This window comes from Streptosporangiales bacterium (assembly GCA_009379955.1).
GTDB lineage: Bacteria > Actinomycetota > Actinomycetes > Streptosporangiales > WHST01 > WHST01.
The window spans coordinates 18918-40806 of the sequence record WHST01000037.1; the positions used below are offsets into that span (position 1 = coordinate 18918).

The following is a 21889-nucleotide window of genomic DNA, read 5'->3' on the forward strand; positions in this document are numbered from 1 at the left end:
GGCCTTCGTGGTGCACATGTTCCTCAACGGCGGCGGCATGGCGGACGGACCACTGCACCCGATGTTGGGTGGCGCACCTCTGGTGGCACGGACGTGGTCGGCACCGCACTACCGCTTCTACGCCGTGCGCGGCGAGTACCCCGCGATGGTGCGCGCGGCCGACGGCGAGGAGGGCCACCGGGTCGCCGGCGAGGTCTACGACCTGCCCCTCGACGTGCTCCGCGACTCCCTGCTGCCCGTCGAGCCGGCGGAGCTCGAGCTCGGCGTCATCGAGCTCGACGACGGCGCGCCGTCCCTGGCGATGGTGCTGCGCAAGGCGTACCGCGGCGATCCCGCGCTCGTCGACATCTCGGAGCTTGGCAGCTGGCGTGCGTACCAGGACGCGCATGGGTGACGAGCTGGCGATCAGGTCCACCCACGCGGTCCTGCCCGACGGTGAGCGCGCCGCGACGGTGACCGTGTCGGACGGACGCATCACCGGCGTGCTCGCCCACGACGCGGCGGTCGACGCCGCCGAGGTCGTCGACCTCGGCGGCCACGCGCTCCTCCCCGGCCTCGTCGACTCTCACGTCCACGTCAACGAGCCAGGCCGTACGGAGTGGGAGGGCTATGCGTCCGCGACGCGAGCCGCCGCCGCGGGCGGTGTCACCACGATCGTCGACATGCCGCTCAACTCGTTGCCGCCGACGCTCGACCCGGCCTCGCTCGACGCCAAGCGCGACGCGGCACGGGGACGTGCGCACGTCGACGTCGGCTTCTGGGGCGGCGCCGTGCCGGCGAACCTCGGCCGGCTGCACGCGCTGCACGACGCGGGCGCGCTCGGCTTCAAGTGCTTCACCACCGACTCGGGCGTACCGGAGTTCCCGCCATTGTCGTGGGACGAGGTGCGCGCCGCGCTCGCGGAGCTCGCCGCGTTCGACGGCCTCCTGATCGTCCACGCCGAGGACTCCGCCACGCTCGCCGCCGCACCCGCCGTGCACGGGAAGGCGTACGCAGGCTTCCTCGCGTCGCGTCCCGTCGCCGCGGAGACCCGGGCGGTCGCACGGCTCGCGGAGCTCGTCGCGGCGACGGGCGCCCGCGCCCACGTGCTGCACCTGTCGGCGGCCGAGGCCGTCGCGGAGGTCGCGTCCGCGCGTGCGGATGGCGTACGCCTCACGGCCGAGACGTGCCCGCACTACCTGACGCTCGCCGCCGAGGACGTCCGCGACGACGCCACCGTCTTCAAGTGCTGCCCGCCGATCCGTCCCGGCGCCAACCGCGAGGTGTTGTGGGAGGCACTGGCGGACGGCACGATCGACTGTGTCGTGTCGGACCACTCGCCGTGCCCGCCCGCTCTCAAGCGCGGCGGGTTCGCGTCGGCGTGGGGCGGCATCGCGTCCGTCCAGCTCGGCCTGCCGGTGGTGTGGACGCAGGCACGCGCGCGCGGCCACGGCCTCGGTGACGTCGCGCGTTGGATGGCGGCGGGACCGGCCACGCTCGCCGGCCTGCGCCACAAGGGACGCATCGCCGCCGGGTGCGACGCCGACCTCGTCGCGTTCGCCCCGGACGCGGAGTGGGTGGTCGATCCCGCGACGCTGCACCACAGGCACCCACTCACGCCCTACGCCGGCCGACAGGTGACGGGTGCCGTGCTCGACACGTGGGTGCGCGGGCGTCGTTGCGACCACCGACCTGGCGGTCGGTTGCTGAGCCGGGAGGCGGCATGATCGAGGACTTCACCACACTGCCCGACCTCGCGGTGCGCGCCGTCGGCGGCGGGGTCGTCGCCGCGAACGACGACCTGTTCGCCGACAAGGAGAACCTCGTCCGTACCGAGGAGCCCGTCCACCACCCGCGCACCTTCGGCGCCAAGGGCCAGGTGTACGACGGCTGGGAGACCCGCAGGCGCCGTACGTCGGGACACGACTGGGCGATCGTGCGGCTCGGCGTGCCAGGAATCGTGCATGGGGTGGTCGTCGACACGGCGTTCTTCCGCGGCAACTTCCCGCCCGAGTGCTCGGTCGAGGCCTGCACCGTCGACGGCTACCCGTCACCCGCGGAGCTCGAACGTGCCACCTGGACGACCATCGTCGACCGGTCGTCACTCGCCGGCGACGTGCGCAATGCGTTCACTGCCAACGGTTCCGGGCCCTACACGCATGTCCGGCTGTCCGTCTACCCCGACGGCGGTGTCGCCCGGCTGCGCGTGCACGGCGAGCCGGTGCCCGATCCGCGCGCGTTCGCCGACCTCCCGCTCGACCTCGTCGCCCTCGTCAACGGCGGCCGCGTCGTCGACGCGTCGAACCGCTTCTACTCGCGGCCGGACAACCTGATCATGCCGGGACAGGCCGCGGTGATGGGCGACGGCTGGGAGACCGCGCGACGCCGCGACGACGGCAACGACTGGGTGCTGCTGCGTCTCGCCGGCCGCGGGGAGGTCCGCGTGGTCGAGATCGACACGACGCACTTCGTCGGCAACGCACCGGGATCGGCCGCCCTGCGCGGCGTCGACGTGGACGACGGGGTCGATCCCGGTGCCGGCGCCACGTGGTCCGACCTGCTGCCAGAGACCCGGCTGCAGCCTGACACCCCACATCGGTTCGTCCTCCCACCGTCGGGTCCCGTCACGCACGTGACGCTCGATGTGTACCCGGACGGCGGCCTGGCCAGGCTGCGCTGCTTCGGCAGCCTGACCCAGGACGCGTACGAGAGGATGCTGCGACGACGCTGGCCGGACACGGCCGCTGGTCAAGTCACGTAGGTGATCGTGACCCGCCGGTTCAGCCGTCGGCCCGCTGGATTGTCCGAACCATCCGACTTCTTGTTCTCGGCGACGGGGTCGCTCTCGCCACGCCCGACCGCCTTGAACGTCGCCGAACCGCCGACCTTGGACTCCAGGTGGTCACTGACCGCCTTCGCCCGCTGCGCGGACAGCCGCTTGTTGTACGACGTGGACCCGACCGAGTCGGTGTAGCCGACCACGGTCGCCGACTTCGCGCTCTTCGACCGCAGGGTGCTGACGACATCGCCGAGCACGTCGGTCGCGTCCGGCGAGAGCTTCGCGCTGTCGAACGCGAACAGCACATCCGCGTCGACCGTGTACACGTTCTTCTTCACCTTCGGCTTGACGTCCCTGACACGCGGCTCGAGGTCGATCACCCGCGGCTTCAACTCGATCACCCGAGGTGGTGGCAGGGCCGCAGCCGCAGCCACAGACGGGAGCCCGCCGGCGACCACGACCGCGAGCGCCGCGACCACCCCTGCACGGTGAAGGGTTCGCATCCGCGTCATCCTTCGATCGTGACGTCGGGGAAGGACCCGAGACCGGCGAGCACCGTCACCTTGGTGACGTCTGCCGGCGGCGCCGCGACCTGACTGACGTAGTGGCGTCGCTCGCCGGGCGCGAAGTCGTCCTCCTCGTTATCTCCGATGTCGTGCGTCTTGCTGCACAGGCAGGGGCCGTCCTCCCCGTCTTCGCGGAAGGTGCGGTACTCCTTCAGACCCTTGGCATCGAGGAGCGCGATGTTGCTGGCGTCGTGCTCGAGAGCACTCGGGCTCTCGTCGAGATTCGTCGTCACGTCCTGGAGAGGGATGGTGGTCTTTCCCGTGTTGTGCGCAGCCACCACGACGTTCACGACGTTGTCCGACCGCTGCACCGCGTACAGCTCGATCGTCAGACCCTCCGTGCTCGTGGGCGCCGACGCGATCGGCTCCGCGGGCACGTCGACGGTCACCGTGCCGCCCTGGTCGGCAACGAGGTCGAATGTCATCGCCTTGCCCGGCGCCTTCGACTTCGAGCCCTGCGACGCTCCCTCGCTCGGCTCGGCAGTCGGCAACCCCGTACAACCCGCGAGCACGAACCCCACGACGGCGAGCCCGAACGCCGCGGCGACGCCGCGGCCTCCTCGCGATCCCCGTGACCATCTCATGAGCACCTGACCTCCACTTCGACTTCGACGACCGTTCGGTCGTGACGCGGGCTGCGATGCGCGTGGCGGCGCGTCGGTTCGGGGGTCCGCCGACGACAGCCGTGTCCGCTATGTCACCAGCGGTGACAGCGGCGCGCTTGCCGACCGGCCGTTCGAACGGTGGCCTGCGGGTATCACGCAGGGTGACGTCGGAGCGGGCGGCACTCGCTAAGATATACGTCATGCAGCCTGATCGACTCACCACACCGCGGTCAGGCGCTCGGCTCCTCAGGTCGGTGCGAGAAGTCCGCAAGGCCTCGCCGAGTCCATCGACGCGCTGGCACGACCTGCGTGGTCGTTAGCGTCGCTACTGGTCGCGCCCGAACACGTGCCGCCGCAGGCTGACGCCGTTTCCACGGGTATTCACATGTCGCTCGCGTAGGCCGGACACCCGTCCGGTCGACGAAACCGGCCGGCGGTCGGGCCACCGAGACCGTTCATCCCCCACGATTGAGGAGAACGACCGATGCCCGGATTGTCCGTACGTCTTCCCAGCACGGAGCAGGGACTGAGTCAGGACGAGGAGTACTGCCTCGTCGTCGAGGACGGGCGTGAGCGGCGCATCCGCTTCCACGACTACCACGAGATCTACACCGTCCCCGGTCTGTACGAGCAGCTCTTCAGCGAGCTGCTCAAGTGCTCGTCGCCGCAGATCATCGCGTCGTCGCTGGTGGAACAGGTCAAGAAGGCGGGCGAGTCGGTCGCCGACCTGCACGTCCTCGACCTCGGCGCGGGCAACGGCATGGTGGGCGAGGAGCTGCGCAAGCTCGGCGCCGGGTCACTCGTCGCCGCCGACATCATCGAGGAGGCCGCCCAGGCCGCGCGACGCGACCGTCCGCGGGTCTACGAGACGTACTACGTGGGCGACATCCGCGCGCTTCCCGACGACGCCGAACGCGACCTGCAGGCGCGCACCATCACCTGCATGACGTGCGTCGCCGCGCTCGGCTTCGGCGACATCCCGCCGTCCGCGTTCCAGGCGGCGTACGACCTCGTCGAGCCGGGTGGCTGGGTCGCCTTCAACATCAAGGACGCGTTCCTCGAGAACGTCGAGGAGGGTGGCTTCGCCGCCCTCATCCGCGACATGATCGCCGACGGCCGGCTGCAGGTGTGCTCCGAGCAGACGTACGTCCACCGGCTCTCCGTGAGCGGCGACGAGCTGCCCTACGTCGCGATCGTCGCGCGCAAGGCCACGAACTGACGAGGACGGCGCAGGGGCGAGAAGACGGTCAGAGCCGCACGGTGCTCGTCGCCGCGCCGTGAGGCTCTGACCTCGCGGGCGACTCCGGCGCCGACTTCTCCGGACGCGACGTGCCGTTGCCGCCGCGGGAAGGACGCAGCAGCGCCATGAGACGGCGCTCGGTGGCGACGATCCCGGTGAACAGCCGCCGCCCGGTGCGGGTGCCGACGACACGGCGTCCGACGCCGGTCGTCGTCCTGCTGACCGCTCCCCTGGCGACGACCCGCAGGCCGAGCAGGCCGCCCTCGGTCAGCCGCGTCTCGAAGTGGTCGCCCACCCCGCGTCCGATCCGCGGGCGTGCCGGCAGCTCGGCGCCTGCGTACTGGCGGTCGGCGGTGACGCGCGTCGCGATGCGCTGGGTCCCGGAGTCCAACCAGAGGCGCAGACCCCAGGAGGGATCGACGATGCCGAACGGCCGCACGAGGCCGGTCACGTCGGCGTCGATGCTCCAGGCGACGCGCCTGGGTCCGTGGCACACGTCGACGGGGATGCGCACGTTCCGGTGGCGGTGCCGCATGTCGAACAGCTCGAGTGCGCCGGTGAGCCCGCTCGCCTCGATCCGCCCGAGCGGGTTGACCACCTCGCCGGCGAGGTAGACGCGGCCGTCGGTGAGCGCCATCAGGCGCAGCTCGTTGCCGAGCTCGATCTCGTCGAGGGGCACGTCGTGCAGCCCGAGTTCCGTCACGTCGAGCTGCGCGCGGCCGAGGTCGGTGTCGAGGTACTCGCCGCACCAGTAGACGCGGCCGTCCTCGCGGACGAGGTCGGTGAGCAGGCGACCCCTGCGTCCCTTCCTGCCGGCGAAGTCGGATGCGACGATGGCGCGCTCGGTGTCACCGACGAGCAGCAGGTACGCCATGATCCCGTGGACCGGCTTGCACTCCTCGAAGGCGGACGGGTCGAGCTCGGTCAGGTACCGCTGCGCGACGGCGAGGAACTCCCTGCGGTACTCCGCGCCGCGCAGCCGGAGGTCGGAGACGTACAGCTGCAGGTCGTGGTTGATGAACTTCACGTCCTTGTGGAGCTTGAGGTCCCAGGCCCCCCTGCTCAGCAGGAACTGGTCGACGCGGCGGTGCACCTCGACCCGGTCGATGAAGTTCTGCAGCTCCGACCGGCGCCCGGTGATCGACTTCTTCGTGCTGCGCCTGACGATCGTCCAGTTGTAGACCCGGTCGGGGATCGTCGCGATCCTGCGCGCCTCGAGGTACGCCTGCGCGCTGAAGAGCAGGTCCTCGTAGTGCAGACCTTCGGCGAACCGCAGCGACACGCGGTCGAGGAAGTCACGCCGGTAGATCTTGTTGGTGGAGAGCGTGTCGTTGAGCAGGTCGGGGTCGTCGCGGACGGCCTCGTAGATGCCCGGTTCCTCGAACAGCTTGGGACACCACTGGCTCTCCACGCCGCTGTCGTCGACCTGCACCCGCACGCAGCGTCCGGAGACGAAGTCGGCGCCCGTCTCGCGCGCCCGGGCGTACAGCACGGCGCATGCGTGCCGCTCGATGGTGTCGTCGCTGTCGAGGAACATGACGTACGCACCGCGGGCGTTCTCGATACCGGTGTTGCGCGGCGTGCTGCACCCGCCGGAGTTCCGCTCGAGCTCGATCACGCGCACCCGGTCGGAATGCCGCGCCGCGATCCGGCGCGCGACCCTCGCCGACCCGTCGGTGCTCGCGTCGTCGACCACGACGATCTCCACCCCGCGCAGCGACTGGTCGAGGACCGAGCGGATGGCCGTCGGCAACCGTGCGGCGTCGTTGTAGACGATGACGACCACCGTCACGACGGGCGCGGTGACCGGATCTGCGACCCCGGACACCGATCCACCTCCCTGTGTGCCAGCTGCCGCCGGCGGTCTTTGCGACAGCACGACCCGATGTCCGGGAGCGTAGACGCGCGCGACGAACACACCAGGTCACCGACATGAACGCGAAGTAACCGCCGCGGGGCCCGTCAGGGGCGCCGGTGGATCCCACGTGGACTCCACTCGTGACGGGGCGGGACGCCCTAGAGGTAGAGGCCGGTGCTGCCGCCGGCATCCTCGAGGCGCTCGGCGGCGACGGCGTGGATGTCGCGCTCGCGCAGCAGCACGTAGTTGACGCCGCGGACCTCGACCTCGGCGGGCTCCTCGGGGTCGAACAGCACGTGGTCGCCGACCTTGACCGTGCGCACGTTGTTGCCGACGGCGACGGCCTCTGCCCAGGCGAGGCGCTTGCCCATGCTCGCGGTCGCGGGGATGACGAGACCGCTGGCCGACCGGCGCTCGCCGTCGGCGGTGTCGACGTGGACGAGGACCCGGTCGTGCAGCAACCGGATGGGCAGGCCCTCCTCCAGCGAGGAACGGGCGGCAGAAGACGCAGGACTCACGTGATGAACCGTACCCGCTGTCGCTACCTGCGCCGACGCCAGACGATGATCGCGGCGGTGCCGACCACGACCACGGCCGCGGCGGCGATGAGGTACTCCTTGCGTACGACGGGACCGCCGTCGTGCGTACCGTGGGGGTCATGGTCGGCCGCGGCCTCGAGCTGCGCGGTCGCGCCGCCGACGCGCTGCTTCAGCCGACCCATGCCGCGCTCGAGGACCCGCTTCGGGTGCACCCTGTCGACGATCGCGTCGACCGAACGTGCGAGGTCGGTGCGCGCCCGCTCGATCTGACGCTCGAGCTCGCTGGGGCTTCCCGGGGCGTCGCTCACGTGCTACCCCTCCGTGTCCACCGTCGATTGCCGTCGGGCTAGGCCGTGTCTGCTCATGGCGTTCGAGGCGAGCGGCGTCCAGGGCGGTCAATGGCGGCGGCGGAGGACGAGCTCGTACTGGGCATACTTGCGAGCTCCGACAACGCCGCCAGTGGCCGCCATGGGCGTCGCGTAGCCCGGACAGTCATGAGCAGACACGGCCTAGTATCCAGGAACGCCCTGGCCAGCACCAATGCACCCCGCCGAGTGCTGGCGATACGGTCGGACCATGACCAGCTCCCGCCTGGAACCAGGCGACACCGCCCCGTCCTTCACCCTGCCGAACCAGGACCGCGAGAACGTCTCGCTCGCTGACTACGCCGGCCGCAAGGTCGTCGTCTACTTCTACCCGGCGGCCATGACGCCGGGCTGCACGACCCAGGCCTGCGACTTCCGCGACAACCTGAGCGAGCTCGAGGGCGCCGGCTACGCCGTCCTCGGCATCTCCCCCGACCAGCCGGAGCGGCTCGCCGAGTTCCGCGACGCGGAGAAGCTGACGTTCCCGCTGCTCGCCGACCCCGACAAGGCCGTGCTGCAGGCCTACGGCGCATACGGCGAGAAGCAGAACTACGGCAAGACCGTCGTCGGCGTCATCCGCACCACCGTCGTCGTCGGCGAGGACGGCAGGGTCGAGCAGGCGATGTACGGCGTCAAGGCCACCGGTCACGTCGCCCGGCTGCTGCGCGATCTGGCCGCCTGACCCAGGTCAGGGGATCAGGACCGTCTTACCGGCCAGCTGTCCGATAACGGCTTGGTCGTGGACGGCGGCCAGGTCGGCCAGCGGCCGCCGTTCGGCCACATCGATCGTCAGGTCGCCGGCGTCGACGCGGGTGACCAGCTCGGCGAGCTGGGCGGCGTCGTTGCGCACGAGGACCTGCTCCGTTCGCACCCCTCGCCCGGCATCGTCCGGGCCGGGCGTGGTGGTGCTGACGAAGGTTCCGCCGTCGGCGACCAGGCCCAACAGCTGTGCGGTCTCCTCCGGGCTGTTGCGCACCAGGTGCAGCACCACGTCGAACTGCTGACCGTCCAGCGACTCCGGGACGGGGGTAGCGGTGTAGTCGACGATCCGGTCCGCGCCAGCGGAGCGGACGCGGTCGCGACTGCGCGGGCCGGCGGTCGCGGCCACGGTGGCACCGGCCCGCGCGGCGAGCTGGACCGCGTACCCGCCCACCCCACCGCCCGCACCGTTGATCAGGACGCTCTGCCCCACCGTCAGGTCGGCGTGCTCGAACAGCGACTGCCAGGCCGTCAGCCCGACCAAGGGCAGTGCCGCTGCGTCGGCCAGCTCGACCGTGCGGGGAGCGGCGGCCAGCACCTCCGCGGGTGCGGCGACGTACTCGGCGGCCGCGCCGGGCGCGGTCGCCGGCAGGAACGCCACCACGGCGTCCCCTACGCTCCAGCCACTCACGCCCTCGCCGATCTCGGTGATGACGCCTGCCAGATCGCAGTTCGGGACGTGCGGGAAGGTCACCGGGGCCGTCTGTCGCAGGATGCCCACGCGGATCGCGACGTCCAGCATGTTGAACGAGGTGCCGGCCACCTGCACCACCACCTGCCCGGGATCCGCCACCGGCCGCTCCGCCTCCTCGTACACCAGGACGTCGCTGTCGCCGTAGGAGTGATACCGCACAGCCTTCATGATCTCTCCCTTTCTCGATTGCTTCGAAATCGAAGTACAAGGACGATCCTAATCTTCTTCGACTTCGAAGCACATGTCTCGGGAGCGTGGCGCTCGTCACAGTGCTTTGAATTCGCACATGTACGGTGGCTGAATGACCGGCCTCCACGCCGACACCGGCGCCAAGGGCGACCAGGCGCTCGATCCCCGGCAGCTGGGCGCCTACTTCGCGCTCATGGAGGCCGTCAGCCTGCTCCAGCACCACGTCGAACAACACCTACGCGCCGAGGGCGACCTCAGCTCTGTGCAGTTCCAGGTCCTGACCCGCCTCGCGGCCGCCGACGGCCAACTGACGATGACGTCTCTGGCCGACGGCGTCGTCTACAGCCGCAGCGGCCTGACCTACCAAGCCGGCCTGCTGGAGCGGGCCGGCCTCATCACTCGCGACCCCAGCCCCGACGACCAGCGCGCCACCCTGGTCACCATCACCGACGACGGCCTCGCCCTCGTCGGCCGCATCCTGCCCGGCCACATCCAGGTCGTCCGCCGGCTGCTGATCGAACCCCTTTCCGACGACGACCTGCAGCGCCTCGGCGACATCATGACCCGCGTACGCGACCACATGCGCACCCAGCCACCCCGCTCCGCCGCCCCCCGCAAACGCCGCCCCAGCCCCACCCCACGTGCCGCGACGTAGTGCGCGTTCCGCGACGCGGAGAAGCTGACGTTCCCACTGCTCCCCGACCCCGACAAGGCCGTGCTGCAGGCCTACGGCGCGTACGGCGAGAAGCAGAACTACGGCAAGACCGTCGTCGGCGTCATCCGCACCACCGTCGTCGTCGGCGAGGACGGCAGGGTCGAGCAGGCGATGTACGGCGTCAAGGCCACCGGCCACGTCGCCCGGCTACTGCGCGACCTCACCGCCGCCTGACCCACCGGGCGTCCTCCCCCTCACGCAGGGACGAGCACGATCCGCTGCTCGGTGTGCCGGTCGACCGCCGCCCTGCTGTAGAGCAGCGGGAAGTACCTGCCCTTGGACCACATCTCGACCAGGTCGCGGTAGTGCTCGTCGCCCGGCTCGCCGGACTGGCCCGGCGTGTTGATCGCCAGCGACCTGTCCCACCTGCCGACGTCGATGACCTGGCGGTACGACGCGTTGCCGCTCGCGATCGGCGTGGTGCTCGACCCGGGGATCGCGTAGGGCCCGACGTCGAACGACGGCTCGCGCTCACCGAGCGGGTGCGGCATCGTGCGCGAGTTGCCCCGGTAGCCCCACGCCGCGGTGTCCGACCCCAGCTCGCGGGCCGCCGCGGCGTAGGACTCACGCAGGGTCGACCGCAGGATCTTGTCGCGCTCCGCGACCGCACCGGCGCCGAGCCACCTGCGCGGATGCTCGAGCACGTCCATGATCACGAGCCAGTCGACGGTCTCGATCAGGTCGCGCCGCTCCGCGGGGACGAGGGCGTCGCGTACCGCTGTGTCGAGCCGGGCCTCCCAGTACCCCTCGAACAGGGTGGCCTGGCGCGAGCCGAGGTGCTCGGAGCCGTTCCAGCGCGACATGAACCGCAGTGCCAACGCCTCGGTCGGGTCGGTGGAGTGCAGCGGCCGGATCAGCCGCAGCAGCGCCTGGGCCCGCGGGCTGACGACGTCGTTCTGCAGCCGGCCCGACTCCCTCAGCGAGTGGTCGCGGTCCTTGGCGAGCACCGACACGATCCGCTGGTGCCGGTCGGGGCCGGACCACTCGTACGCCGTCACGTTCGCAGGGGAGGTGCCCGGTGGCAGGTTGTACTGGTTGGCGGTGGCGAAGAAGCCCTCGCGCGGGTTGAACACCTCCGGCAGGTCCTCGCTCGGGATGAACCCGTCCCACTCGTACCGGCCGTCGCCCGGCACCGGGAGCAGTCCGTCGTAGCCGGTGCGGCGCGGGGCGAGGCCGCCGGGCTTCCAGCCGATGTTGCCGTCGACGTCGGCGTAGACGAGGTTCTCGCCGGGCGCGCCCCAGCGCGCCATCGCGTCGAGGAAGCCGTCCCAGCCGTCGGCGCGCATGTAGCCGATGCTGGCGAAGTAGGCCGAGGTCCCCGGCTGCGACCAGGTGCTGCGCACCGCATACGCCTTGTGCTTCGCCTCATCGACATAGATCACGGGGCCGTGTCGGGTGTACTGCAGCTCGACGGTCCTGCTCGCCCCGTCGCGGACGGCGACCCGCTCGCGCTCCGTCGTCAGGTCCTCCCAGCCGCCCTTGTACCGGTAGCGCGCGTTCGCGTCGTCGAGGTCGTAGACGTAGAGGTCCTGGGCGTCGATGCCGAAGACGGTGAGGCCGAAGGCGATCGACTCGTTGTGCCCGATGGAGATGCCGGGCAGCGCCGGCTCACCTCCGCCGATCACGTTCATGCCCGGGGCCGACAGGTGCGAGATGTAGCGCAGCGAGGGCGCCTGGTGGTTGCGGTGCGGGTCGTTGGCCAGGATCGGCCGTCCCGTCGTCGTCCGATCCCCGGTGATCGTCCAGTTGTTGCTGCCCTCCTCGGCACCGTCGGCGGCTGGCCGGCGCGCCAGCGGGCGCTCGGCGTCACCGGTGAACTCGACCGGCTGCGTCGCGAGGTCGTAGACGTCGAGCAGGTCGTCGGGCAGGCAGGTATCGGCGCCGTCCGGCACCTCGACCCGGTGCGCGGGCTGCAGCCACTTGCGCAGCGGGTCGATGTCGAGCCCGCCCGCGCACGCGAGCCTCGCCCGGTCGACCTCACCGCTCAGGCCGGACACCAGCGCGTGGGTGCGGATCCTGACGACGTCCTCCGGCTGCCACCTGTCGGGCAGGTAGTCGAGCATCCGGAACTCCTGCGGCAGCGCCTCCGGGTTGCGCTTCACCCAGTCGATGTACGCGTTCACGCCGGTCGTGAAGCGGGTAGCGATCCGCTTGGAGTCCGTCCCGTACGAGTCCCACTCGGCGTCCATGTCGCCGCGGTACAGGAAGAGCCTCGTCGCCCGGTCCTGCTCGACGTACTCGGGACCGAACGCCTCGGCCAGCCGGCCGAGTCCGCGCCGGTGCCAGAGGTCGATCTGGAACAGCCTGTCCCGCGCGGCGTTGAAGCCCTGGGCCAGGAAGGCGTCGTCGGTGGTCTTGGCGAATAGGTGCGGCACGCCCCAGTCGTCGATGGCGATCTCCACGCGCTGGTCGAGTCCCTCGATGCGGTGGGTGGTGCTCCCGCCGGGCCCCGCGAACGCCGTCCCCGCGGTGCCGGCGGCGGCGGGGACGGTGAGGGCGACGACCGTGAAGGCGGCACAGAGCACGGCTGGCCGCAGACCGAGACGGGATCGACGGCGCATGGTGACTCCTCGACAGGGCCCACCCCCGGTGCGTTCGCTGTCGCAGGACTGCCCGCGGCAGTTGGCACTGTGTATACACCTGGTCCACGACGCGTGACCAGACCTCGGACCAGAGGACGACGCAGCGCCATCACGGCGGCCGGCGACGCCCGGCGTGGCCGCCCTCGTAGCATGTGCCTGCACGTCGCGGGAGTGGCGGAACTGGTAGACGCGCCAGGTTTAGGACCTGGTGCCTTCGGGCGTGTGGGTTCGAGTCCCTCCTCCCGCACCACGATCGCGACAAGGAGCCACGGTGACCACGATCCGCAAGGCGACGGCCGACGACCTCCCGGCGATCGTCGAGATCACCCGGCGGGCGCGCGAGCAGCGGGCGTCCTGGGAGCCGGAGTTCTTCTCACCGGCGGCCGGTGCGGACGCCGCGCACGAGGCGTACCTCGGGTCACTACTCGACTCCTCAGACGCCGTCGCCCGGGTGGTGGCGTCCGGCGACGAGGTCGTGGGCTGCGCGTTCGCCGTCCGGCAGCAGGACCGGTGGATCGTCGACGACATCGCCACCCTCGACGAGGGCTGGTGGAGCGACGGCATGATCGAGCTGCTGCGCGCCGTGTCCGAGCGGCCCGCCGCCATGTGCGTGCCGCGCCAGCACATCCGCCTCGTCGGCTGCAGCACGACGGTCGGGCTGCGGCCGCGGTCGGCGTACTGGCGACTCTCCCTCGCCGGTACCGACACCGCGCCACCCGCGGACGTCGAGACCGTCGCGCCGCCCACCGAGCTGCCCGCGGCGTCGCTCCACACCTTCGCGCCGACCGATCCGGCCGCCGCCACGGTCCTGGCCGACGGGAGCGGCGGCTACGCGGTGCTCGCGCCGTCGACGGAGGCGCCGCCGGTCTACGACCCCGGCGGTACGACAGGTCTGGTCGACCGCGTCGCAGGTCGGCGCGGGTCGCTCGTCGACGCCGCGACCGCCATCGCCGGCACGCGTCGCGACGCCCAGCTCGTGGTCGTGTGCGGCGAGGACGACCCGGTGCTCGAGGACGCCCTCGTCGACCGGGGCTTCCGCCGCGTGGTCGACGTGTACGCCTGGCCGACCCCGTCGGCCTGAGCGCGCACCCGCACGCGCCGCACGACGAATCGCACGACCTCGACGAGCGCGGTGAGCCCGAGGGCGATCGCCATGCCGATGAGGACGCCACGGACGGGACTACCGGCACCGGCCATGCCGCCGAGGTAGCCGATGAGCACCGCGTACACGCCCCATGCCACGGCGGCGACGGCCGTGAACACGCGGAACCGCCGGCGGTCGAACTCCAGCGCGCCCGCGGCGATCGTCGTCGCGGTGCGTCCGCCGGAGACGAACCTGGCGGCGATGATGACCTGCCCGCCACGCTCGCGCAGCATCCGTTGCGCCCACTCGAGCGCCCGGCGTCGGCGTGGGCTGCGCCACAACCGGTCACCGAGCCGTCGTTCGGCGAACCTGCCGATCGCGTACGACATGTTGTCGCCGATGAACGCGCCGACGGCCGCCATGACGACCACGAGTACGACGTTCGGCGCGCCCGTGAGCGCGAAGACGCCGGCGGTGATGACGACGGTCTCGCTGGGGACGAGGGGGAAGAACGCGTCGATCGCCGACACGAGGAACACGATCACGTAGAGCCACGGCGACGCCATCAGGGGTACGAGATGCCCGAGCAGCACGTCTTCCATCCGGCGTCCGCCTCTCCCGTCCCTGAGGAGAACGGTATGTGGTCGGGCGACTCCGGCGCGAGGGTGACAATGCCCTCAGTGAGGTAGGGCCATCCCCCGTCACGGTGGGCGACGAGACGCGCGGACCTACTCGGGCACGTAGGTGAGGCCGAGAACTCCCGAGTCCAGCCTGGTCACGTCGGCGAGCTTCAGGTAGGTCGGGTCGATCCCGTCGTAGAGGCGTCCGCCGCTGCCGGCGATGACGGGGAACAGCCAGAAGAGGTACTCGTCGACGAGCTTGTGCTGCATCAGGGTGCGGCTGAACGGCCCGCCGGTGCCGACCTTGAGAATGTCGCCGCCGGGCTGGTCCTTCAGCGCGCGGACGGCGTCGACGACGTCACCCTGCAGGAGCTCGGTGTTCCACTCGGCAGTCTCGGTGACCGTGGTCGACGCGAGGTGCTTCTTGATGCCGTTCATCCGCACGGCGTAGTCGCCGAAGGCCTCCTCCATGGTCGGCCAGACGTCCTTGTGCGCCTCCCAGCTGACCCGCCCGTAGAGGAGCGCGTCGACCGAGAACAGCAGGTCGCGCGAGTGCTTCTCGAACTCACCGGCCCAGAACCGTGGCAGCCAGTCCTGCGGCGTGGTGACCTGCCCGTCGAGCGTGACCACGCCCTGCTCGATGATCTTCCGCATCGTCTCGTCCTTCCTCCAGGTCCTGCATCCTGCGTACCCGGGTGAGTCTGACCGCGGTCGCTACCGCGCGGCCATCGGTCGGCCATCGGCTCGCCACCGTCCTCTCGGCACTGGGAATCTTCCCGCGTCTCGCGCTAGGGTGGAGAGGTCTTCCCGTGAATACGGAAATCGACCGAAGATCCTCCACACAGGCCACCCACCAGCGAAGGGGGCGAACGACATGCCCACAGCCCTGCACCAGACCACCACGGCGACCGTCGCCCCCGAGCGGGTCCACGAGAGCCTCGGCCGGCACCTGCTGACCGACGGGTTCAAGCTGGTCTTCGACCCGGTGCGGAGCTCGGGCTCGTGGCTCGTCGACGCCCGCACCGGCGAGTCCTACCTCGACTTCTACACGTTCTTCGCCTCGGCGCCGCTCGGCGCCAACCACCCGGCGGTCGCCGGCGACGAGGAGTTCCTGCACCACCTCGCCCGCATCGCGGCCAACAAGCCGGCCAACCCCGACGTCTACTCGGTGGCGTACGCCGAGTTCGTCGAGACGTTCGCCCGCGTGCTCGGCGACCCGGCGCTGCCGCACCTGTTCTTCGTCGAGGGCGGCGGCCTCGCTGTCGAGAACGCCCTCAAGACCGCGTTCGACTGGAAGAGCAGGCGCAACGAGGCGGCGGGCCGCTCGCGCGACCTCGGCACGAAGGTGCTGCACCTCACCCGCGCGTTCCACGGCCGCACCGGCTACACGATGTCGCTCACCAACACCGACCCGACCAAGACCGACCGCTTCCCGGCGTTCGACTGGCCGCGCATCGACGTCCCGGCGATCACGTTCCCGCTGGAGGAGCACCTCGCCGAGGTCGAGGCCGCCGAACGGCACGCGCTCGGCCAGGCCAGGGCGGCGTTCGAGGCACACCCGCACGACATCGCCTGCTTCATCGCGGAGCCGATCCAGGGCGAGGGCGGCGACAACCACCTGCGGCCGGAGTTCCTCCGCGCGATGCAGGACCTCTGCCACGAGTACGACGCCCTCTTCGTCCTCGACGAGGTGCAGACCGGGCTCGGCACCGGCACACCGTGGGCGTACCAGCAGCTCGGGCTGGAGCCCGACGTCGTCGCGTTCGCCAAGAAGGTCCAGGTCGGCGGCATCATGGCCGGGCGCCGCGTCGACGAGGAGCCCGACAACGTCTTCCGCGTGTCGAGCAGGATCAACTCGACGTGGGGCGGCGGCCTCGTCGACATGGTGCGGTCGACCCGCCTGCTGCAGGTCATCGAGTCCGAGGGCCTGTTCGAGCGGTCGGCGGCGCGCGGGGAGACCCTGCTCGCCGGCCTGCGCACGCTGGCCGAGCGGCACCCGAGCACCGTCACCAACGTCCGCGGCCGCGGCCTGATGTGCGCGTTCGACGTCCCGTCCGGCGAGGTGCGCGACGAGCTGATCGTCCGGCTGCGCGACGAGCGTGTCATCGTCCTGCCGTGCGGTCAGCGGTCGGTCAGGTTCCGTCCGGCCCTGGTCGTGACGGAGGATGAGCTGGGCATGGCGGTCGCGGCACTCGACCGCGCACTGTCGGGCATGGCATGACGACGAAGACCACGGGATGAACACGGGGGAGGATCGCGCGCATGATGGCTGTCAGTTCGGTCGTGGCGGGGAAGCCGGTCACGGACGCTCCGGGCGGGACCGTCACGTCCCACAACCCGGCCACCCTCGACGAGGCCGTCGCCGAGGTCCGTTTCGGCGACAGCGGCACCTACCTCGCGGCGTGCCAGGCGGCGCGTGACGCGCAGGGCGCGTGGGCCGACGTGCCCGCGCCGGTGCGCGGGCGCGCGATCGCGCACATCGGGCGGGTCGTCGAGGCCAACGCCGAGCGGCTCGCCTCGATCGTCACCCGCGAGATCGGCAAGCCGTACGCCGAGGCGCTTGGCGAGGTCCGCGAGATCGTCGACACCTGCGACTTCTTCCTCGGCGAGGGCAGGCGGCTGTACGGCCAGACCGTGCCGAGCGAGATGCCGGACAAGCAGCTGTTCACCTTCCGCGAGCCGGTCGGGGTCGTGTCGGTCGTCACGGCGGGCAACTTCCCCGTGGCCGTGCCGTCGTGGTACCTCGTCCCGGCGCTGCTCGCGGGCAACGCCGTGGTGTGGAAGCCCGCAGACTACTCCCCCGCCTGCGCGCATGCGATGTACGAGCTGTTCGTCGAGGGCGGCGGCCTGCCCGACGGCGTGCTCAACCTGGTCCTGGCCGACGGCGAGCAGACGTTCGCCGGCCTCGAGCAGGCACTCGACGCGGGCTACGTCGACAAGATCGGCTTTACCGGCTCCAGCGCGGTGGGCTCGGAGATCGGCGCGCTCGCCGGCCGGCACCTGCAGTCGGCGTGCCTGGAGCTCGGCGGCAAGAACCCGATGGTCGTCACCCCGGCCGCCGACCTCGACCTCGCCGTCGAGGGGGCGCTGTTCTCCGGCTTCGGCACGGCGGGACAGCGGTGCACGTCCCTCGGCACGGTGATCGTGCACGAGAGCATCCACGACGAGTTCGTCCGCCGCTTCGACGAGGCGACCCGGTCGGCCGCGGTCGGCGACCCGACGCGGGAGGTCCTGTTCGGGCCGATGCTGCACGAGAAGTTCGCTGGCCGGTTCGAGGAGTACCTCGACTGGGTCGGCGACGGTCACCGCGTCCTCGGCTCCTCGGGTGTGGGCAGGATCACGGCCGGCAACCCGCGCGACGGGTTCGTCGGCGACGCGGACGGCGGCATCTTCTACCACCCCACGATCGTCGACGGCGTCGGCCGCGACGACCAGCTGTTCCTGGAGGAGACGTTCGGCCCGATCGTCGGCGTCGCGACGTACCGCACGTTCGACGAGGCGGTCGAGCTGGCCAACCTGCCGGGCTACGGGCTGTCCGCGGCGATCTACACCGACGACGCCAAGGAAGCGTTCCGCTTCCGGCGCGGGGTGAAGGCCGGCATGGTCAGCGTGAACAACTCGACGTCGGGCGCGGAGGCGCACCTGCCGTTCGGCGGCAACGGCAAGTCCGGCAACGGCAGCCGGCAGTCCGGCATCTGGGTGCTCGACCAGTTCACCCGCTGGCAGTCGCTCAACTGGGACTACTCCGGCAAGCTGCAGAAGGCCCAGATGGACGTTGCCGAGCTCGTCCCGAACACGACGTTCACCCTGCCCGACTGACCTGCGTGAGCGCGCGAGGTGCGATCATGACGGTAGGTTGGGACACTCGGGGGTAGCAGAGGAGCGTCGCTTGTCGCCCAGCGACGAGCCGGTGGACCGGCACTTCACCGATGCCGTCTGGAGCCTTCCCGTGCTCGCCAGACGCCTCGATCCGCGGTCCCCGGTCGGCGACGGGACCATCCTGACCGGCGGTCAGCTCGCGCGGGTCTTCGACGCCATGGCCGCCAGCCGGCACCTCGACTTCGCGGCGCGGTGGCTGCGCTCCCAGGGCGAGGGCTTCTACACGATCGGCTCGGCCGGCCACGAGGCCAACGCGTTCGTCGCCGACGCGGTGCGGCCGACCGACCCGGCGCTGCTGCACTACCGGTCCGGCGCCTTCTACCTCGCCCGGGCCGCGCAGGTGCCGGGGCAGGAACCCGTCCGCGACGTCCTGCTCAGCCTCGTCGCCGCGGCCGAGGATCCGATCTCCGGCGGCCGGCACAAGGTCTTCGGCAACCACGCGCTGTCGATCATCCCGCAGACGTCCACGATCGCCTCGCACCTGCCGCGCGCGGTCGGCGTCGGGTTCGCGATCGGGCGGGCCGCGAAGCTACGGGTGCCGAGCGCCTGGCCGGACGACGCCATCGCCGTGTGCAGCTTCGGCGACGCGTCGGCCAACCACTCCACCGCCGTCGGCGCGATCAACACGGCCTGCCAGGTCAGCTACTCCGGCCTCCCGCTCCCGGTGCTGTTCGTCTGCGAGGACAACGGCATCGGGATCAGCGTCCCGACACCGCGCGGGTGGATCGAGACGGCGTACGGCAACCGGCCGGGACTCGCCTACTTCGCCGCCGACGGCGCCGACCCGGAGAGCTGCCATGCCGCGGCCACCGCCGCCGTCGAGCACGTCCGCACCAGGCGGTCACCGGCGTTCCTGCACCTGTCCGTCGTGCGCTACCTGGCCCACGCCGGCACCGACGCCGAGATCGGCTACCGGAGCGCCGCGGAGATCGAGGCCGACTACGCCCGCGACCCGCTCGTGGGCACCGCCACCCTGCTCGTCCGGTCGGGCGTCGCCAAGCCGCGCCAGGTGATCGACAGGTACGAGCGGATCCGCGCCGACGTCATGGCCACGGCGGAGAAGGTCTGCGGCAGCCGGCGGCTGTCCAGCACCGCCGAGGTCACCGCGTCACTCGCGCCGCGGCGTCCGGCGCGGGTCGCCGAGGTCGCCACCACCGCGGCCGACGCGGAGGAGCGCAAGCGGATCTTCGAGGGCAGGCTGCCCGAGCACGAGGGCCCCGTCACGCTGGCCACCGCGATCAACCGTTCCCTCGCCGACGCGCTCGCCGTCCGCCAGGGCATGCTCGTGTACGGCGAGGACGTCGGCCGCAAGGGCGGCGTCTACGGCGTCACGCAGCGGCTCGCGAAGCGGTTCGGCGCGGCACGGGTCTTCGACAGCCTGCTCGACGAGCAGTCGATCCTCGGCATCGCACTCGGCGCCGGCCTCACCGGGCTGCTGCCGGTGCCGGAGATCCAGTACCTCGCCTACCTGCACAACGCCGAGGACCAGCTGCGCGGCGAGGCGGCCACGCAGCAGTTCTTCTCGGCCGGCCAGTACCGCAACGGCATGGTCGTCCGGGTGGCCGGCCTCGCGTACCAGAAGGGCTTCGGCGGGCACTTCCACAACGACAACTCCGTCGGCGTCCTGCGCGACATCCCGGGCATCGTGATCGCCGCGCCGTCACGGCCCGACGACGCCGCCGCGATGATGCGCACCTGCCTCGCCGCGGCCGAGGTCGACGGCTCGGTCTGCGTCTACCTCGAGCCCATCGCGCTGTACCACACCAAGGACCTGCACACCGAGGGCGACGGCGGCTGGCTCGCCCCGTACGCGCCGCCGGAGGATTGGGAGTCCGCCCACGTGCCGCTCGGTCGCGCTCGTGTGTACGGCAACGGCAACGACCTGACGCTCGTGACGTACGGCAACGGGCTCGCGATGTCGCTGCGCGCCGCGACCACGCTGGAGAAGGCCGGCGTGGGCGTCCGCGTGCTCGACCTGCGGTGGCTCGCGCCGCTCCCGGTCGACGACCTCCTGCTGCACGCCAACGCGACCGGCAAGGTCCTCGTCGTCGACGAGACCAGGCGCACCGGCGGCGTCTCCGAGGGCGTGATCGCCGCGCTCCTCGACGCGGGCTACCGCGGCCGGGTGAGCCGGGTGGCGAGCGAGGACAGCTTCATCCCGCTCGGCGACGCCGCCTACCACGTGCTGCTCGACGAGCGCGCCATCGAGTGGGAGGCGCGCGAGCTCTTCCACTGACCGCGCCGTCCTCCCCTGGCCGGATCAGGCCACTGGTGGCATGGGTCGCCACGCGGACGGATACCGTCCCACCGCAACCCATAACAATGCCGGGAGGAACGCGCGATGACGTCGCCGTCCATGGAGTCGGCGGAGCGGTCCGACATCACGGTCGTCGGGCGCAAGCCCGTGCTGCTGTCGCGACTGAAGGTCGCCCTGTTCGTGGCCGCGGTGCTGGTGGTCCTGTTCCTCCTCGGCGACCTGGTCAACCTGGTACTCGGCGTGGCCGGCGGCGTGTTCGCCGTGACGCAGGTGTCCATCGTCAACCGCGCCCTCACCAGGCTCGCCGGTCCACTGAGGCGCCGGCGTGCGGCGAACCCCCGGCAGCCCGCGAACGTCGCGGACCGGATCGAGGTGCGCGCCGACCAGATCACCGCGTTAGGACCGCTCGGCGAGGTCGCCGGGCTCCGCCGGTCGGGCGACGGCGTGCTCACCGTCTCCGACCATCACGGCGAGCCCCACCTGCACGTCGCCGGCGTCGACACCGCGTCGATCGGCCTCCGCGGCTTCGACCCCGAGGCGGTCGGTCACGCGGCGCTCGAGCGCGGCTGGGCGTGGCGGTCGCCAAGGACCGGCGCCGTCGTCAGGCCGTACGGTGACGAGCCGGGTGTCGGCGTCGAGATCGCGCTGCGCGACGGCGTGCTCGGTGCCGGTACCGCCACGAAGGCGTTCCTCGTCCCCGTCGTCGTCCTCGGGCTCGCGGCGTTCGCGACGATCGTCGCCGCCTTCTACGCCGACCTGACGACCGCGGTCACGATCAGCGTCGCCGCGGGCGGCTTCGGCCTCGCGGTGCTGGGCATCATGGGCGCGACGTTCGCCGTCCGCCGGCTGTCGCCTCTCACGGTGACGATCGACCGCGACCGGCTGGCGGTGCGATACGGCGCGATGCCTGCCGAGACGGTCACCCGGTGGTCGGTCGCCAGGGGCACCGCCGGCCGACGTTGGGTCCGGCTGCGCGACGAGTACGGCAAGGCGCGTGCGCTCGTCCCGCTGCGGCCGAAGCGCAGGGAGGTGCTGACGGCGCTGTGGTCGTACGGCTGGCCGGTGACAGACGACAAGGGCCCCGGCTGACGGGACGTCACCTCACGAACGTGGACTTCACCTCGTCCCGGCACGAGGTGAAGTCCGTGTTGATCACGTTAACGTGATCAACGGGGACAA

At 71.3% G+C, this 21889-nt stretch carries 21 protein-coding genes and 1 tRNA gene; 13 read left to right on the forward strand and 9 right to left on the reverse strand.

Annotated elements, in window-relative coordinates; translation table 11 throughout:
- Window positions 1-7: 7 nt before the first annotated feature.
- From GEV10_13295 to GEV10_13305, 3 genes are read left to right on the forward strand one after another with little or no spacing between them, the layout of a single operon-like run.
- Complete coding sequence (locus GEV10_13295; protein ID MQA79432.1) at window positions 8-394, forward strand: gamma-glutamylcyclotransferase; 387 nt, start codon at window positions 8-10, stop codon at window positions 392-394.
- Window positions 387-1706 (forward strand): allantoinase AllB, encoded by a 1320-nt coding sequence (allB, locus tag GEV10_13300; GenBank protein ID MQA79433.1) that lies wholly within the window; start codon window positions 387-389, stop codon window positions 1704-1706. The genes GEV10_13295 and allB overlap by 8 nt, the downstream gene beginning before the upstream one ends.
- Complete coding sequence (locus tag GEV10_13305; GenBank protein MQA79434.1) at window positions 1703-2740, forward strand: allantoicase; 1038 nt, start codon at window positions 1703-1705, stop codon at window positions 2738-2740. The genes allB and GEV10_13305 overlap by 4 nt, the downstream gene beginning before the upstream one ends.
- Here GEV10_13305 and GEV10_13310 read toward each other — a convergent pair.
- Window positions 2728-3270: an OmpA family protein gene (locus GEV10_13310; protein ID MQA79435.1), complete on the reverse strand. Its 543-nt coding sequence runs from the start codon at window positions 3268-3270 to the stop codon at window positions 2728-2730. The genes GEV10_13305 and GEV10_13310 overlap by 13 nt on opposite strands.
- Window positions 3267-3908, reverse strand: a complete 642-nt coding sequence (locus GEV10_13315) for a hypothetical protein (protein ID MQA79436.1) — start codon at window positions 3906-3908, stop codon at window positions 3267-3269. The genes GEV10_13310 and GEV10_13315 overlap by 4 nt, the downstream gene beginning before the upstream one ends.
- A gap of 505 nt (window positions 3909-4413) precedes the next feature.
- Between GEV10_13315 and GEV10_13320 the strand changes: the two genes are divergently transcribed.
- Entirely contained in the window at window positions 4414-5148 is a 735-nt protein-coding gene (locus tag GEV10_13320) for a methyltransferase domain-containing protein (protein ID MQA79437.1), read from the forward strand.
- A 28-nt stretch (window positions 5149-5176) separates the two neighbouring features.
- Here the strand turns inward: GEV10_13320 and GEV10_13325 are convergent, their stop codons facing one another.
- The 3 genes from GEV10_13325 to GEV10_13335 all read right to left on the reverse strand — a co-directional run bounded on the left by GEV10_13325 (window position 5177) and on the right by GEV10_13335 (window position 7874).
- Window positions 5177-7087 (reverse strand): glycosyltransferase, encoded by a 1911-nt coding sequence (locus tag GEV10_13325; protein ID MQA79438.1) that lies wholly within the window; start codon window positions 7085-7087, stop codon window positions 5177-5179.
- A gap of 98 nt (window positions 7088-7185) precedes the next feature.
- Window positions 7186-7545, reverse strand: coding sequence for a co-chaperone GroES (locus GEV10_13330; GenBank protein ID MQA79439.1), 360 nt, complete (start codon window positions 7543-7545; stop codon window positions 7186-7188).
- Between the two features lie 23 nt (window positions 7546-7568).
- Window positions 7569-7874 carry a DUF3618 domain-containing protein gene (locus GEV10_13335; GenBank protein MQA79440.1) on the reverse strand — a complete coding sequence of 102 codons (306 nt, stop codon included), beginning with the start codon at window positions 7872-7874 and terminating at the stop codon, window positions 7569-7571.
- Window positions 7875-8142: 268 nt separating this feature from the next.
- On the opposite strand from GEV10_13335, the gene GEV10_13340 reads away from it, so the two are divergent.
- Entirely contained in the window at window positions 8143-8613 is a 471-nt protein-coding gene (locus GEV10_13340) for a thioredoxin-dependent thiol peroxidase (protein ID MQA79441.1), read from the forward strand.
- A gap of 6 nt (window positions 8614-8619) precedes the next feature.
- Here the strand turns inward: GEV10_13340 and GEV10_13345 are convergent, their stop codons facing one another.
- On the reverse strand, window positions 8620-9552 hold the full coding sequence (locus GEV10_13345) for a zinc-binding dehydrogenase (protein ID MQA79442.1): 933 nt from the start codon (window positions 9550-9552) through the stop codon (window positions 8620-8622).
- 133 nt (window positions 9553-9685) lie between these two features.
- Here GEV10_13345 and GEV10_13350 point away from each other — a divergent pair, with 133 nt between their 5' ends.
- A complete protein-coding gene (locus GEV10_13350) occupies window positions 9686-10228 on the forward strand; it encodes a MarR family transcriptional regulator (GenBank protein ID MQA79443.1) in 543 nt (180 codons plus the stop codon).
- A 24-nt stretch (window positions 10229-10252) separates the two neighbouring features.
- A complete protein-coding gene (locus GEV10_13355) occupies window positions 10253-10462 on the forward strand; it encodes a redoxin domain-containing protein (protein MQA79444.1) in 210 nt (69 codons plus the stop codon).
- A gap of 20 nt (window positions 10463-10482) precedes the next feature.
- On the opposite strand, the gene GEV10_13360 is transcribed toward GEV10_13355, so the two are convergent.
- Entirely contained in the window at window positions 10483-12849 is a 2367-nt protein-coding gene (locus tag GEV10_13360; protein MQA79445.1) for a penicillin acylase family protein, read from the reverse strand.
- A gap of 186 nt (window positions 12850-13035) precedes the next feature.
- Between GEV10_13360 and GEV10_13365 the strand changes: the two genes are divergently transcribed.
- Together GEV10_13365 and GEV10_13370 are read left to right on the forward strand one after the other, a co-directional pair.
- Window positions 13036-13120, forward strand: a tRNA-Leu gene (locus GEV10_13365).
- A complete protein-coding gene (locus GEV10_13370) occupies window positions 13076-13951 on the forward strand; it encodes a GNAT family N-acetyltransferase (protein ID MQA79446.1) in 876 nt (291 codons plus the stop codon). The genes GEV10_13365 and GEV10_13370 overlap by 45 nt, the downstream gene beginning before the upstream one ends.
- Here the strand turns inward: GEV10_13370 and GEV10_13375 are convergent.
- The gene (locus GEV10_13375; protein MQA79447.1) at window positions 13738-14556 is read right to left on the reverse strand and encodes a DedA family protein; all 819 of its coding nucleotides are present in this window, start codon (window positions 14554-14556) and stop codon (window positions 13738-13740) included. The two genes, GEV10_13370 and GEV10_13375, sit on opposite strands and share 214 nt — an antisense overlap.
- A 126-nt stretch (window positions 14557-14682) precedes the next feature.
- Window positions 14683-15228 (reverse strand): hypothetical protein, encoded by a 546-nt coding sequence (locus tag GEV10_13380; protein ID MQA79448.1) that lies wholly within the window; start codon window positions 15226-15228, stop codon window positions 14683-14685.
- 220 nt (window positions 15229-15448) lie between these two features.
- Between GEV10_13380 and GEV10_13385 the strand changes: the two genes are divergently transcribed.
- From GEV10_13385 to GEV10_13400, 4 genes are all read left to right on the forward strand, one after another.
- On the forward strand, window positions 15449-16795 hold the full coding sequence (locus GEV10_13385) for an L-lysine 6-transaminase (protein MQA79449.1): 1347 nt from the start codon (window positions 15449-15451) through the stop codon (window positions 16793-16795).
- A 44-nt stretch (window positions 16796-16839) separates the two neighbouring features.
- Window positions 16840-18393 carry an aldehyde dehydrogenase family protein gene (locus GEV10_13390; GenBank protein ID MQA79450.1) on the forward strand — a complete coding sequence of 518 codons (1554 nt, stop codon included), beginning with the start codon at window positions 16840-16842 and terminating at the stop codon, window positions 18391-18393.
- 217 nt (window positions 18394-18610) lie between these two features.
- Complete coding sequence (locus tag GEV10_13395; GenBank protein MQA79451.1) at window positions 18611-20689, forward strand: MFS transporter; 2079 nt, start codon at window positions 18611-18613, stop codon at window positions 20687-20689.
- Between the two features lie 105 nt (window positions 20690-20794).
- Window positions 20795-21799: a hypothetical protein gene (locus GEV10_13400; GenBank protein MQA79452.1), complete on the forward strand. Its 1005-nt coding sequence runs from the start codon at window positions 20795-20797 to the stop codon at window positions 21797-21799.
- The last annotated feature ends 90 nt before the right edge of the window (window positions 21800-21889 follow it).